Source organism: Brevibacillus sp. FSL K6-0770 (assembly GCF_038000275.1).
In the GTDB taxonomy this organism is placed as follows: Bacteria; Bacillota; Bacilli; order Brevibacillales; family Brevibacillaceae; genus Brevibacillus; species Brevibacillus parabrevis.
The window spans coordinates 3,853,043-3,865,983 of record NZ_JBBOBQ010000001.1 but is presented as its reverse complement, the minus strand read 5'-3'; the positions used below and the strand labels follow the sequence as shown (position 1 = coordinate 3,865,983).

13 protein-coding genes and 4 tRNA genes are annotated in these 12,941 nt (G+C 54.3%); 11 read left to right on the top strand and 6 right to left on the bottom strand.

The window, feature by feature from the left end; genetic code table 11:
* The 4 genes from NST23_RS18205 (at position 1) to NST23_RS18190 (ending at position 2,930) form a co-directional block, all read left to right on the top strand.
* The gene (locus NST23_RS18205; protein WP_173596991.1) at positions 1 to 777 is read left to right on the top strand and encodes an ABC transporter ATP-binding protein; all 777 of its coding nucleotides are present in this window, start codon (positions 1 to 3) and stop codon (positions 775 to 777) included.
* Positions 778 to 789: 12 nt separating this feature from the next.
* Positions 790 to 1,356, top strand: a complete 567-nt coding sequence (cobU, locus tag NST23_RS18200; RefSeq protein WP_173596992.1) for a bifunctional adenosylcobinamide kinase/adenosylcobinamide-phosphate guanylyltransferase — start codon at positions 790 to 792, stop codon at positions 1,354 to 1,356.
* A gap of 276 nt (positions 1,357 to 1,632) precedes the next feature.
* Positions 1,633 to 2,289, top strand: a complete 657-nt coding sequence (locus NST23_RS18195; RefSeq protein WP_122964909.1) for a YitT family protein — start codon at positions 1,633 to 1,635, stop codon at positions 2,287 to 2,289.
* A 164-nt stretch (positions 2,290 to 2,453) separates the two neighbouring features.
* Positions 2,454 to 2,930: a hypothetical protein gene (locus NST23_RS18190; RefSeq protein ID WP_122964910.1), complete on the top strand. Its 477-nt coding sequence runs from the start codon at positions 2,454 to 2,456 to the stop codon at positions 2,928 to 2,930.
* Here NST23_RS18190 and NST23_RS18185 read toward each other — a convergent pair.
* From NST23_RS18185 to NST23_RS18175, 3 genes are all read right to left on the bottom strand, one after another.
* On the bottom strand, positions 2,915 to 4,030 hold the full coding sequence (locus NST23_RS18185) for an N-acetylmuramoyl-L-alanine amidase (RefSeq protein ID WP_340964202.1): 1,116 nt from the start codon (positions 4,028 to 4,030) through the stop codon (positions 2,915 to 2,917). The two genes, NST23_RS18190 and NST23_RS18185, sit on opposite strands and share 16 nt — an antisense overlap.
* Before the next feature lie 102 nt (positions 4,031 to 4,132).
* Complete coding sequence (locus tag NST23_RS18180) at positions 4,133 to 4,939, bottom strand: WYL domain-containing protein (RefSeq protein WP_122964912.1); 807 nt, start codon at positions 4,937 to 4,939, stop codon at positions 4,133 to 4,135.
* Positions 4,926 to 6,233: a helix-turn-helix transcriptional regulator gene (locus tag NST23_RS18175; RefSeq protein ID WP_122964913.1), complete on the bottom strand. Its 1,308-nt coding sequence runs from the start codon at positions 6,231 to 6,233 to the stop codon at positions 4,926 to 4,928. Before NST23_RS18175 ends, NST23_RS18180 begins: the two co-directional genes overlap by 14 nt.
* 186 nt (positions 6,234 to 6,419) lie before the next feature.
* Between NST23_RS18175 and NST23_RS18170 the strand changes: the two genes are divergently transcribed.
* The 3 genes from NST23_RS18170 to thiM all read left to right on the top strand — a co-directional run bounded on the left by NST23_RS18170 (position 6,420) and on the right by thiM (position 9,402).
* On the top strand, positions 6,420 to 7,856 hold the full coding sequence (locus NST23_RS18170) for an RtcB family protein (RefSeq protein WP_340964200.1): 1,437 nt from the start codon (positions 6,420 to 6,422) through the stop codon (positions 7,854 to 7,856).
* A gap of 225 nt (positions 7,857 to 8,081) precedes the next feature.
* Complete coding sequence (locus tag NST23_RS18165) at positions 8,082 to 8,600, top strand: hypothetical protein (RefSeq protein ID WP_229049707.1); 519 nt, start codon at positions 8,082 to 8,084, stop codon at positions 8,598 to 8,600.
* Positions 8,590 to 9,402: a hydroxyethylthiazole kinase gene (gene thiM / locus NST23_RS18160; RefSeq protein ID WP_122964916.1), complete on the top strand. Its 813-nt coding sequence runs from the start codon at positions 8,590 to 8,592 to the stop codon at positions 9,400 to 9,402. The genes NST23_RS18165 and thiM overlap by 11 nt, the downstream gene beginning before the upstream one ends.
* A gap of 522 nt (positions 9,403 to 9,924) precedes the next feature.
* Here the strand turns inward: thiM and NST23_RS18155 are convergent.
* Positions 9,925 to 10,209, bottom strand: a complete 285-nt coding sequence (locus tag NST23_RS18155) for a phospholipase A2 family protein (protein WP_063229741.1) — start codon at positions 10,207 to 10,209, stop codon at positions 9,925 to 9,927.
* 164 nt (positions 10,210 to 10,373) lie between these two features.
* Between NST23_RS18155 and NST23_RS18150 the strand changes: the two genes are divergently transcribed.
* From NST23_RS18150 to NST23_RS18135, 4 genes are all read left to right on the top strand, one after another.
* Positions 10,374 to 10,466: transfer RNA gene (locus tag NST23_RS18150), tRNA-Ser, on the top strand.
* A gap of 4 nt (positions 10,467 to 10,470) precedes the next feature.
* Positions 10,471 to 10,544, top strand: a tRNA-Glu gene (locus NST23_RS18145).
* Between the two features lie 50 nt (positions 10,545 to 10,594).
* Positions 10,595 to 10,670, top strand: a tRNA-Val gene (locus tag NST23_RS18140).
* A gap of 9 nt (positions 10,671 to 10,679) precedes the next feature.
* Positions 10,680 to 10,763, top strand: a tRNA-Leu gene (locus NST23_RS18135).
* 165 nt (positions 10,764 to 10,928) lie between these two features.
* Here the strand turns inward: NST23_RS18135 and NST23_RS18130 are convergent.
* Positions 10,929 to 11,933, bottom strand: coding sequence for a FecCD family ABC transporter permease (locus NST23_RS18130; protein ID WP_173596994.1), 1,005 nt, complete (start codon positions 11,931 to 11,933; stop codon positions 10,929 to 10,931).
* A complete protein-coding gene (locus NST23_RS18125; protein ID WP_280648499.1) occupies positions 11,930 to 12,925 on the bottom strand; it encodes a FecCD family ABC transporter permease in 996 nt (331 codons plus the stop codon). The genes NST23_RS18130 and NST23_RS18125 overlap by 4 nt, the downstream gene beginning before the upstream one ends.
* Between the last annotated feature and the right edge of the window lie 16 nt (positions 12,926 to 12,941).

Here is a 12,941-nt window from a genome sequence, read left to right as displayed (position 1 = left end):
ATGATCCACGTACGAGGTTTGCAAAAAGCTTACCAGGATGTATCGGTTTTAACAGAAATCGATTTTGACGTGAAGCGGGGCGAGTTTTTCGGCATCATCGGTCCGAATGGCAGCGGCAAATCGACGCTGCTGAAAATGATCTCCAGCGTCATTGCCCCTGATGCGGGAGAGATTACGCTCGCTGACAAGCCGCTTGCCCGCTATACGCGCAAAGAGCTGGCTCGTGTTCTCGCCGTACTGGAACAGGAAGGGCTGCCTCCTGTCGGTTTCCGTGTCCGCGAAGTGCTGGAGATGGGACGCTTCCCTTATCAAAACTGGCTCGGTGAGGAAAAGGATGACGTCACGCCGCTGATCGAGGAAATCATGCAGCTGCTGGGGCTTGTGCCGCTGGCGGAGCGCACGCTGGATCAGCTGAGCGGCGGGGAGAAGCAGCGCGTGGCTTTGGGCAAGGCGCTCGTGCAAAAACCGCAACTGCTGCTGCTGGACGAACCGACTACGTACCTCGATATCGGTTACCAGATTCAACTGATGGATATTGTCCGCAAGTGGCAAAAGACGACGCAAGTGACCGTCGTGGCAGTTCTGCACGACTTGAATCTGGCGTCGCTCTACTGCGACCGCATCCTGATGCTGCACAAAGGAGTGCAGATTGGGGTAGGAACGCCGCAAGACATGCTGCAAACGGACAAGATTGAAGCGGTGTACGGGACAAGACCGATCGTCATGGAGCACCCTGTCCATCATTTGCCGCAAATCATGCTGCAATCCCGGGCGTAAGGAGACGTTGGAATGATCGTACTTGTGACAGGCGGTGCGCGCAGCGGCAAGAGCACGTTTGCGGAAAAATATGCGGCTCATCTGGGAAAAGCAGGCGTCTATATCGCCACCGCGCAAGCTTTTGACGAGGAGATGCGCGAGCGGATCGCAAGGCATCGCGCGCGAAGACAGCAAAGCGGCTTTCTGTGGGAGACAGTCGAGGAGCCTTATGCACTCACTGACGTGATTCGCTCGTTGCAGCAGCGAGACGAGTTCAAGCAAAATCAGGCAGTCGTGCTGGTTGATTGCCTGATCGTCTGGCTGTCCAACTGGCTGATCCGCCACGAACAGGAGCAGGCAGTGGAACGCACGCTTGCACAGGTAGATGAGCTGATTGCAGCGCTGCAACATTTTCCCGGAACGATTTTGTTCGTTACGAATGAAGTCGGAGACGGGCTGGTTCCGGAGTATCCGCTGGGACGCATGTTCCGCGATTTGGCGGGCCTGATGAACCAGCGCATGGCGGCGGCAGCCGATCAGGTTTTCCTGCTCACGGCAGGCATTCCGCTGGAGATCAAAAGCAAGGCGTTTCGCTTTTAGGAAGGGGAAAAGACGGTTCGAGTCGTCTTTTTCCCTTTTTTATGCTATAATATAAGAAAAGCAATGGAAGGGATCAGGATACCATGCGTCCCCATAGGACGATCTGGAAACGTTTTGACCTCTCCTACATCTAGCTTCGTAGTAGTCGATCGTCACTTGGACGACCAATCTACTACGAAAGCGAGGCCCTTTGTATGAGTAGCGACTTATACTTGCGATGTTCCTCCGTAGTCGGTTGGTCGTCTGTGCCAAAACCGACAAAAATGCGAGGAATCGATGATGAGGAGAGCGCTGCAATTTGTTCAACGTTACGGTATGATTTTGTTTGGAGCTTGTTTGCTGGCATTTGCGTATTATCACATTAACTTTCAGAACCATTTGTCTGAAGGTGGCTTTGTTGGTTTGGGCCTGTTGGCCAAATACGTCTTTGACCTGTCGCCAGCGTTAATGGTGCTGCTGTTGGATATCCCGCTGTTTTTGGTTGCCTGGTTAGTGAGAGGGCGACAATTCATCTGGGATACGATTTTTGCCTCTTTGGCTTTTACCGGGTTTTACGAGCTGTTTGAGCAGTATTCCCCGATTGTCATGGACATGAGCAGAATGATGCCCCTGGCTTCTGTACTGTCAGGCGTATTGACCGGACTCGGCACGGGACTGGTTTTGCGCTACGGAGCAGCGACGGGCGGCGACGACATTTTGTCCCTGTTGCTCAGCAAGTATACGGGATTGTCCATCGGTACGATTTTCTTGTTGCTGGACGTGATGGTTTTGTGCCTGTCGTTCTGGTATGTGCCGATGAAAGAGATGCTGTACACCATTTTAGCTGTAGTCATTTCCAGCCAAGTGATTACCTGGACGGTCAAATCCGGAACAGGAATCGCCGTAGAGGAAGAGGCGCACGCTCATGGCAACGTCTCTGTGACGCACCAATGAAAATGAGTAATCCAGTTGAAAAACATGCCTATACACATGCGCGCAAAAGGCCAAGTCGGGTTAGCTGTCGACTTGGCCTTTTGCCATTTCTACGTACATAACTATATGGCGAAGTAGTGGATACTAACCCTTACGAGAGTTTTGACGGAAAGGACGGGGGAGCAATGAGCGATCGTTTTTTTGGCAACTACAAAGCGTTCGTGGTCATCCCGGCAAAAGAAAAGGGAGCGGGGCCAAAAGCGTTTGATCCTAGTGACTACAGCCGCCATTTCATCCTGACGTTTTCCTTGTACGATTCGCTGATTACGTGCTGGAAGGAAGCCGGGAAGTTCAAGGTTCAGCCGCGGCAAGGCTTGGCTCGTGTCATCGATGCGTTTAACCTCAAGCACGACGGCACGGCCTACTTGCAAATGCTGGAGATGGAGGACGACCAGCCGTATTTTGTGCTGGCGTTATCTTGCAAGTCGGCCGCCGATCACGAGCAAGCAGCGATTAACCGGATTACGCAGCTTCTGGAAAAAGATTTCGCCACGGATCTGTTGATCGGGGAAACGTGGTACCAGCTGATCGGCGCCAAAGGCAAATTCGAGCGGAAGCTGTTCTCCTACAACATACAGCCTTATGCTCAACCTCCGAAGTAGTCGGCGAGTCCATCCGCGATGGCTTGCGCGGCTTTTTCCTGGTACGAGGACGTGCGAACGAGCGCTTCGTCTTTTGGATTCGATAAAAAGCCCAGCTCCACGAGCACGGACGGCCTGTCGTTTTCCCGCAGGACGTGGTAGTCGCCGTAGGAGATGCCGTTGCTTTTCAAGCCTATGCCGCTTGCCAGGCGCGATTCGATGCTGCGGGCGAGGTCGTAGTCTTTGTTTTGCGCATAAAAAAAGGTCAAGGTGCCGCTGTTTGGCTTGGTCGAAGAATTGTAGTGGATGCTGACGAAGGCGTCTGCTCCCCGCGCCTCGCTGATCGCCACCCGCTGCGAGAGCGAAGGCTTTTCCGCATCGCTCGTCCGCGTCAAAATGACCTGCGCCCCGCGCTGCCGCAGCTTGCTCGCCAACAGCGCCGTAGTTTTCTGGTTCAGCGTCTTCTCTTCGGTGTTCCACTTCGTTCCGAGCGTTCCTACATCGCTTCCGCCGTGCCCCGGATCAAGCACGATGACTTTGCCCCGCAGTCCGCCTGACTTGTTGCTCTTGCTAGTGGCTGGACTGCTTTTTCCTTCCTGGATGTAACTCGACGATACCCAGCCTGTTTTGCCATCGGCGGTTCTGGCCTGGAGCCAGTCTGCTTGCCTGTTGACGATCTCTACTTGCGTGCCTGCGGACAGCACGTGCAAAATGTCATGCGTAAGTCCGGGACCTTTGCGCATGCGCAGCGCATCGGCTGTCACGAAGCCTGTTTTTTTGCTGCCAGAAGTTGCTGGGGCTTGCACGGATGTGCCTGAGCTTTTCGCAGGGGAGGAGGCGGTGCCAGCCGCGCCTTTTTGCAAGTAATAGCCGGCAACCCAGCCGCTCGTGCCCTGGTAGTTGATTTTCACCCAGCCATGCGATTCGTCCGAGATGGTCACGGATGTACCGTACTTCAGCGTCGCAACGACGGACGACTGCAAAGCTGGTTCGCTGCGGACGTTCAGGGAGGTCGCAACGACTTTTGCTTGCGCTGCTTGTGCCGGCTCCGTGAAAGCGGCCACAGCGAAACATACAGTCAGCGCGCCGAGCAGGGACGCTGTTTTGCTTGTTCGTTTCATGATGTCTACCTCTGGTCATCGATTGTCAGTTGCTCTTTGGACAATGATAAAGGGAAAAGCAACCTGCCAGTAGGGCATTTTTTCCTGATTTTGCTTAGGAAATTAGTGGAGGGGAGGAACGTATCGCGCCAAAGCGTTCGCGGCTGACTCAGCCATGCGCTTTTTCAGCTGATCGTTCTCGACCACTTTGACCCGCAAGCCGAGAAAGCGCAGCCGGGACAAAATAAATTCTTGCTCGTCCTGCAAAAAGCGCAAGGTGATCGTGTATTCATGTGTGTCCGGGTCGTAGGCGACGTCTTTGTCAAAGCAGGAAAAGGCGTACAAGATGCGTTGCAGCTCGTTATTGTAGCGGCGCACGACCAAGATTTTCGCCGATTTTTTGCGCGCCGCCAGTTTTCCGGCAATGACAGGCAAAAAGCTGTCGTACCACTCGTCCTCGATGTAGATTTCCTTGATGGACTGGATGAGCGAGAGTGGCGTGGTAAGCAGTTGATTGGAATCGACTGTCAACCAGATCAGATACCAGTCTTTTTTGACCAGGGAATACTCCAGCTTGTACGGGACGCCGCGCTGCTTGCGGAAAGCCGGGCCTTTTCGGGTAGCGCTATGAACCAAAATGTGATTTTTGCCGAGAATGATGCGGCGCAGCTTGCGGATGAGCGGATGCCAGACTTGCTTGGTGGACGCGCCCGCTTTTTCCACAAACGATGCTTGATCGGCCGATCGTTCGTGCGTGGCGGTCAGTTGCTGGAGCTTTTGCAAAGTATCGGCTGCAAAAAAGTGGGCGGCGGCCGGGTGGGCAAGCATCATGGCAAGCCACGCTTTCTCGTGCGACGTCACCGGATACAGGCCCGCTTCGTCCAGCCGCGCAACAAGCTGGTAGTTGTGTATTTTATCAAACAGATTCATAGTAAGCGAGCAGCTCCTCCCATTCTTTTTGAAACTGCCTGCGCAAAAAAGCTGGTGCAAGCACTTCGCAACTGGAACCGAAGCTGCGAATCCAGGGCGTGATCTCCTGCGTGCCGTTGACTGTGATCTCGTACACGAAGTTGTCCCTGGTTTCTTCCGTGATGCTGCCCCACTGACCTTGCGCCTCGACTCTTTCCTTGATGAAAGAATGCGGCGTGTGCTTGGGGTGGAAGAAGCGCAGCCTGATCGTCACGGGATCTCCTGTGTCGATGAGCCAACTCGTCTGGATTTGCTTGTCTACGCGCTCCCGCATGCGGGCAAAAGCGTCAGGATGGGCTTGTTTGCCGAGAGCGAGCTGGGTCATTCCTTCCACGCGGTATTTTTTCAGCGGGCCATTTTCGCTTTCCTGCGCGAGCAAATACCAGCGCCCGTACTGATGGTCAAAAATGACCCGCAACGGGTACACGTTTTGCGGCTTTCCTGACGAATCGCGCTGGAAGGCCGGATTCGTATTTTGCGAATCGTAAAATTTGCTGCGCTTGGGCGTGAAATAGCAAAATTCAACCATTTGCTGCTTGGTGATCGCAGCGGCGAGAATCAGCGCCTGCTGCTCGTCAAGAATGCGGGAAACGAAGTGATATTTGAACAAAAAGGCTTGCCAATCCTCGCGTTGCAGGCGTCTGTCCAGGAAGCGTTGTGTCTTGTGGCGCAAAAAGTAGCCGGGCACAGCAGGCAGTTGCGTGTTTGCCATGATGTCGATGAAGTCGTGCAAGTCCAATAGCTCGTCTTCTGTCAGGCAGTTCCACAGGTCTTGCGCGAAGGAATAGACGAACGGACGGGCTTCCCCGCTTTTTTGGATGACGCCGAGTTCTTCCAAGTATTTCAAATCTTGCCGCAATGTTTTTTCATCCGGAACTTCGCCAGTTGGCGTGGAGAGAAAACAATCCAGCAGCTCTTTTGTAGAGCACGGCTGTTGGCTGAGTTGCTCCAAGAGGCGGGAAAGCCGCTCCACTTCCGACTCTTTCAACGATTTGGCGTGATAGAGAAACATCAGGAAATTGTCGGTGACAGCGAAGTGGTTGTAGCGCAACTGTGTGTAGTAACCTTTCTTCTCCTCATCCGTCACGTACTGGTAGATCGTGGACTGGATTTCCTTGAGCTTTTTCACCGTTTTATCCAGCGTGTGTACGGAGATGCCCAGTCTTTGCGCCAACTGTTGCCGATTGTAGGCGCCTGCGGTCAAAAACATCAGCCTGAGCAGCTGCATTTCTTTGTCAAAGCCTTCTCTAGCCATTTACATTCATCCTTATCCGTGCCATTTTTTCCAAATTAGTCCTCATATTACGAAAGAGCAAGAGCCAAAGTCAAGTCGTAATACTTTTGCCATGTTCATCCATGCAAAAATGAGCGAAGATAACGACAGAGAGAAGGAAGGGCACGCAAAGCTTGCCCGCTGGAAGGAAGAGAGGAGAACACGATTATGAAGACGATAAACCACGGACAGCACCATCGGGAGGTTCAGCTCGGCTCTGGCTCCGTGCATGTGTTTGCCAACGATGAAGTGTTTGCCAGCTTTGGGGAACGCGTATACGAGATGGCAGAGCACAATCTGCGCATCCCGCGCAATGTGTATTTTTCTTACACGCCGGATGCCCATGTCGGAATTGGAACATGCATTGGGACGACTGCGGTCTGGAATATGCACGACGGATTTGTGTCACCGTCGATTGTCGGTTCGGATATCGGCTGCGGCATGCGTGTGCATATGACGCCGCTGCACCGGGACGACTTGCAGGACAAAAATTTGAAGCGGAAGCTGATCGAGGCGATAGAAGCGTACGTGCCGACCTCTGAGCGCGGACAAACGGACTTTACAGACATTTCGATCGAGGAAGTCGTAAAGCATGGACTGAACGGACTGCCGGCTGCTTATTTGGCGAAGCCGACAGGCGAGCCGGGAGAAGTGAGCCGATCGCTTACACACGTGGAAAAGCATACATTTGCCTTCGATCATGCGGCGTTGGCACACATTCCGGCCAAGTCGTGGCAGCGGGCGTGGGGTCAGCTCGGAACATTGGGGGGAGGAAATCACTTCATTGAAATCCAGGCGATCGAAATCGCGGAAGAAAACCGGGAGATCGCCACAGAATGGGGCTTGTTCGACGGGCAAGTCGTGATCATGATCCACTCCGGCTCCCGCGCCTGGGGAGCGACGCTGGGAAGAGATTACACGAAAAGCTTCAAGGAAGCGATGTTCAAATGGGGGATCGAGAACCCGGAGCCGAATCTGGTTTACGCGCCAATCGAGACGGCGGAAGGGCAAAGATACTTGAACCTGATGTACTCGGCGTTGAACTACGCCGTTACGAACCGCCATCTGATCGGCTACTCCGTGGAACGGGCTTTTCAGGATGTGCTGGGAAAAGATTTTTCGACCCCGGTGCTGTATGATTTGATGCACAACTACGCCCTTCAGGAGTATCACCGCAACACGCCGATGCTGATCCACCGCAAAGGGGCGACCAAGGCGCTTCCGGCAGGCCACTTCCAAAATCCGAAGGCGTACAAAAAGACCGGGCATCCGGCGCTGATCCCAGGCTCGATGGGAACATCTTCCTACATTATGGTAGGGGCAGACAGCGGAGCGAAAAACTTTTACTCGATCTGCCATGGCGCAGGACGCGTGCGCTCCCGCAAGGCTACGAAAGAAATCGTGACGATTGATCAGTTCGAGCGCGCCTTGCGGGTGGGCCAGGATGACGAAATCATGGTCAATCACCGCTCGCTCGCAGCGATTTTGGATGAATGCCCGCAAGCTTACAAAGACGTGGATCAAATTATCGATTCCGTCGTCGGGGCAAAATTGGCGTCTGTCGTAGCCAAATGCAAGCCGCTGATCGCAATCAAAGGGGTATAAGAAGAGGTGGTTCCCGGTGTCGCGCGGGGGCCATCTTTTGATTTTTCCAAAATAGGTTCGAATGTAACATAAATTGCATGGCTTGTGCAACCGATATCAAAAAGGAGACATTATAGGGGAGATAGGGGAACAAATATGGCTACATACTATTACTTCACCTGCCAAAAGTGCCGAACCCGGGGGGGAGTTTTCGGCGAACAGCCTTGGGGGTGGGGGAACTTTGACATGATCGAGTCCTTCAAGTTTCTGGCCCATCACATCCGCACTTGCGGGGAGGATTCCATCCGCGTCATCTCGGAAGATGTGGACGAATACGTCGATCAGTTGCATGGAGAATACAACACCTTCCTGGAAGAGACGAAGCATATTTTCCCGCATTCCAAAGATTGGGAGTTTCTTGATCGGTGGAAATCGCTCAAAGTCGAGGAATTGAAGGAAAAATGGGTAGAGGAAAACCGGATCGCGCATCCGGATGAACGTTTGAAGATTTGCGGTACGCTGGAGGACTTTGAAATTTTGCAGCAGCGGGCGGGGCGCATTTCTTTTTTGGCAAAGGTGCGGGACGATACGGACACGCTCTGGAAGGTGGTTGCCAGCTCGCCTGAATTGCCTGTCTTGCATCATTCCTATATCATCATAGGAGTAAGACAGGATCATCCGGAGCTGGGGAAAATCGTGGAAGTGTTCAAGATGGTTCCCCGCTCTGTAGATAGGAAAGAGAGGGAAGGCGAACGTGAAGCTTGAAGCGATCAGTGAACTGCTTGAAAAAGTACGGGAGCGCAATCCGCTTGTGCACAACATCACCAACGTTGTCGTGACCAACTTTACAGCCAATGGCTTGCTCGCGCTCGGAGCATCTCCCGTCATGGCCTATGCGAAGCAAGAAGTGGCGGACATGGCGAAAATCGCGGGATCACTCGTCCTGAACATGGGCACCTTGAGCGAGCGGGAAGTAAAGGCGATGCTGATTGCGGGCAAATCGGCCAATCAGCACCACGTTCCGGTCTTGTTCGATCCGGTAGGCGCAGGAGCAACCCCGTATCGAACCGAAACGGCACAAAAAATCGTGCGCGAGCTAGATATCGCCCTGGTTCGCGGAAATGCGGCGGAGATTGCCAACGTCATCGGGGAATCGTGGGAGATTAAAGGCGTGGACGCAGGCGAGGCAGGCGGAGATGTCGCTTCGCTTGCCAAAGCAGCTGCCGAGAAGCTGGAGACGGTAGTGGCGATCACGGGCAAGGTGGATGTCATTTCAGATGGCAGTACGGTGTACGCCATCGACAACGGCCATCCGATCTTGACCAAAGTGACGGGAACAGGCTGCCTGTTGACTTCCGTCATGGGGGCTTTTGCCGCTGTTGCCGAAAACACGTTGGCGGCTGGGGCTGCTGCGCTCGTCGCATACGGTGTGGCTGCGCAAAAAGCAGCGGAAAAATCGGCGGCAGACGGTCCGGGCAGCTTCCAGATTCAGTTTTTGGATGCGCTGTCCTCCGTATCGGCCGACGATATCCATCGGCTGGGCAAGATCGAACAGCATAAGCTGTAAGAACCGAAAGCAGACTCGTCGCTGTTCGGAAGCCGAGAAGCCGGATTTTGGCAGCAAGTTGCCTTGGGTGGGGCGGGAAGAGCAGCTTCTTCCCGTCTCATCGCTTGGGCATGTGCTTTTTGGGCATGAAAAAATCCCCTGTTTTCCAGGGGACGAAAATGATCGCGACTGTATGGCTATGATTAGGCTAGATAAGTTAGGGCGTAGCTGTAATTTCGCAGCGTATAGCATAAGAGCTTCTTTTGGTGCTCCGAGAGCGCTAGGAATACAAATTCTACTTGATCATTTTCAAACTTGCGGACGTAAAAGCAGGAAATCCCATGGCAGATCACTTCTCTTTTAAGCGACAGTGCAGCACGGGCGTCGGTGCATATGTGTACTTCCACGGCGTGTAACCTCCTTGGACATTCAATAGAGTACCAAAAAAAGCCAAGGAAAATCACGGGAAATATGGCGGAATTATGTCCAAGTAGTTACCGTTTTTTGTATAAAGAATGATAAGAATGACAATTCGTAAAAAGGCTACTTCATGTCGTCAGGAATACACTTCGATCGGGAAAAATAGGCGGAAATCATCGCAGCCATCCTGCCTTTTTCCGTGCTCATATCGATCTTGTCCTGCAAACAGCGCAGCAGCTCCTGATCGCAGCTGCACGAAAAGTAGCCGCGCTTCTGGTAGCAGTAGTCATGTTTTTTGCAGCAACGGTCGATATCGTCGATAGGTGCGCCTGGTCCAGAGCAGCCTGGCCCGCACCAATTTCCGTACAAACAAGGGATACGTCTTGCCCGCCGTCGTCTTCTGCCCACCTGTCATCACTCCGCAACATAGATGATTACTGGTAGCATATTGGCGGAGGGAGAAACTTGCTTTAGGCAATTCCCACAAATTTTAAAATATATCTTGTAATCGTTTGCTAGATATGATAGATTAATTCTTGCCTGAGCTGTACAGCTCGGCAAGTGATACAGATGGATGGATGTCCGAGCGGCCGAAGGAGCACGATTGGAAATCGTGTAGGCGGGGTCGACCCGTCTCGTGGGTTCAAATCCCACTCCATCCGCCATCTTGGCCCGTTGGTGAAGCGGTTTAACACAGCAGCCTTTCACGCTGTCATACAGGGGTTCGAATCCCCTACGGGTCACTTAGAAGCCCAACAACTTGTTGGGGCCCCGGCAAAAGTCGGGGTATTGTGGAGGCTTAGCTCAGCTGGGAGAGCATCTGCCTTACAAGCAGAGGGTCGGCGGTTCGATCCCGTCAGCCTCCACCATTTTCATACGCGGTCGTGGCGGAATTGGCAGACGCGCTAGATTCAGGTTCTAGTGGTGGCAACACCGTGGAGGTTCAAGTCCTCTCGACCGCATCGCTTTATCAATGAAAGGTTCTTGTTCTGCTGTTTCTGGCAGAGCAGGAGCCTTTTTGCTATTTCCAAATCATGCACAAGCATTTGGCCTTGCAAAACAAAAATCCCATCCATACAGAAAAAGGAGCCGGGGGTCAGCCTCCGACTCCTTTTCGCTTCTGCCGATTATGACCCTGGCCGTTTGCGCCTGAACAAGAGATACAGGAAAAACGGAGCGCCCACTCCGGCGGTAAATACGCCCGCAGGAATATCGAGCGGCAAAAACAGCATTCGTCCCGCCAGATCGGCAAGCAGCAGCACGATTGCGCCGATGAGCGCTGCCGTCGGGATGACGATTCCGTAGCGATTGCCGACGAGCTTTCTCGCCATATGCGGGGCAAGCAGGCCGATGAAGGAGATCGTTCCGGCGATGCCGACCGCTACCCCGGCGAGGGCGACGCTGAGTAGCATCGCGACCATTCGGCTCATCTGAAGTCTGCTGCCGAGACCGATCGCTGTTTCTTCGCCGAGCGCCTGAATGTCCAGCTCTTTGGCATACAAGAGCGACAGCGGGATCAAAGCGACGATCCACGGCCAGATGGCCTTGATATAGCTCCAGTTCGTCCCATACAAGCTGCCCGTCATCCAGTTCAGCACCTGGGCGGCGAGATAGGCGGGACCGCTCAGCAACAAAAACATCGTCAAGGCGCTCATCGCCGTCGAGATGCCGATACCGATTAGCACGAGCCGGGACGGAGTGACTCCCTTTTTCCAGGCGAACGAGTAGTTGACCGAAGCAGCGGCGAATGCCCCTGCGATCGCGATGATCGGCACGTAATGAATACTGTAGCTGGTAAAGGCGGTCATAAAAGCGACCACCGCTACCGAAGCGCCGCCCGTAACGCCGAGCAGGTCCGGAGAAGCGAGCGGATTGCGGATCACTCCTTGCAGCAGGCTGCCGGAAACAGCCAATGCCGCGCCGATCAGGAGCGCCGCTACGATGCGTGGCAAACGAAACTGTGTAATAATCAGATCGCTTCCTTCGCCGTTCATGCCGACAAGCGACAGGACCACGTCCCGAATCGGAATGGACACACTGCCGAGCGACAGACAGAAGACGGCGAGGATCAAAGCCGCAACGGCAAGCGAGCTTACGATCGTCGCATTTTTCCATGTCGGACGTCTCTTCATGACTTCCTCCTTCTCGCCACGAAGATCAGGAACGGAACGCCGATCAGCGCCGTCGCCACGCCGACCGGGACTTCTTTCGGCATAAGGACGAAGCGCGAGGCGAGGTCAGCCGCTACCAGCAAAATCGCTCCGGTCAAGGCGCTGTAAGGAAGCAGCCAGCGGTGATCGCTGCCTACCGCGTATCGGCACAGATGCGGCACGATGAGTCCGACGAAGGCGATCGGTCCCGCCGCCGCTACGGAGCTGCCAGCCAGAAGGACGACTGCGAGCGCGGAGGCGGCCCGGATCAGTGTCAGCCGCTGACCGAGCGACTTGGCGTTGTCGTCGCCTAGCGCCAGCACATTGAGGGAGCCTGCGATCAGCATTGCGAGGAGCCAGCCGACGCACAAGTACGGCAGGACGAACAGCAGATGGCCCAGCTCTCGACCCGATACAGAGCCGATCATCCAGAGCAGCGCCGTTTCCAGCGAATGCTTGTGAATGAGCATAATCCCTGAGGTGACCGAGGACGCGAAGGCAGCAACAGCCGCCCCGGCCAGCGTCAGCTTGATCGGCTCGAAACCGCCGCCCCCCTGCATGCTCAGCGTGTATACGAACAAGGAAGTTATCGCCGCTCCGCCGAGCGCGATCCAGATCATGCTGCTCATCGGCAGGGACGATCCGGTTAAGGCAAGTCCGATAACGATAAACAGAACGGCACCGGAATTGATCCCGAGCAGAGAAGGCGAGGCTATCGGGTTTTTCGTCAGCACCTGCATGATCGCTCCGGCAACGGCCAAGCTCGCTCCGACGGCGGCGGCGATCAGCGCCCGGGGAACACGCGTAGTCGTCACGATCAGATGCTCGTTGGAGCCGTCAAACTGTGTATAGGCGAGCCAGATGTCGCGAAGGCCGAATTGTTGCAGCCCGAACAGGACGCTGGCCAGCATCCCGAGCAGAAGGATCGCACACCCGACGGCAAGCCCGATCCATTTCCGCTTGCGACTTTGCATCACTATCCCATTGTCC

Bases quoted from the DNA above. Each gene is read 5' to 3' on its own strand.
- NST23_RS18195 (WP_122964909.1), top strand. From the start codon at position 1,633: ATGATGAGGAGAGCGCTGCAATTTGTTCAACGTTACGGTATGATTTTG.
- NST23_RS18180 (WP_122964912.1), bottom strand. From the start codon at position 4,939: ATGAATCTGTTTGATAAAATACACAACTACCAGCTTGTTGCGCGGCTG.
- cobU (WP_173596992.1), top strand. From the start codon at position 790: ATGATCGTACTTGTGACAGGCGGTGCGCGCAGCGGCAAGAGCACGTTT.
- NST23_RS18205 (WP_173596991.1), top strand. From the start codon at position 1: ATGATCCACGTACGAGGTTTGCAAAAAGCTTACCAGGATGTATCGGTT.
- NST23_RS18125 (WP_280648499.1), bottom strand. From the start codon at position 12,925: ATGCAAAGTCGCAAGCGGAAATGGATCGGGCTTGCCGTCGGGTGTGCG.
- NST23_RS18190 (WP_122964910.1), top strand. From the start codon at position 2,454: ATGAGCGATCGTTTTTTTGGCAACTACAAAGCGTTCGTGGTCATCCCG.
- NST23_RS18165 (WP_229049707.1), top strand. From the start codon at position 8,082: ATGATCGAGTCCTTCAAGTTTCTGGCCCATCACATCCGCACTTGCGGG.
- NST23_RS18185 (WP_340964202.1), bottom strand. From the start codon at position 4,030: ATGAAACGAACAAGCAAAACAGCGTCCCTGCTCGGCGCGCTGACTGTA.
- NST23_RS18175 (WP_122964913.1), bottom strand. From the start codon at position 6,233: ATGGCTAGAGAAGGCTTTGACAAAGAAATGCAGCTGCTCAGGCTGATG.
- NST23_RS18170 (WP_340964200.1), top strand. From the start codon at position 6,420: ATGAAGACGATAAACCACGGACAGCACCATCGGGAGGTTCAGCTCGGC.
- NST23_RS18130 (WP_173596994.1), bottom strand. From the start codon at position 11,933: ATGAAGAGACGTCCGACATGGAAAAATGCGACGATCGTAAGCTCGCTT.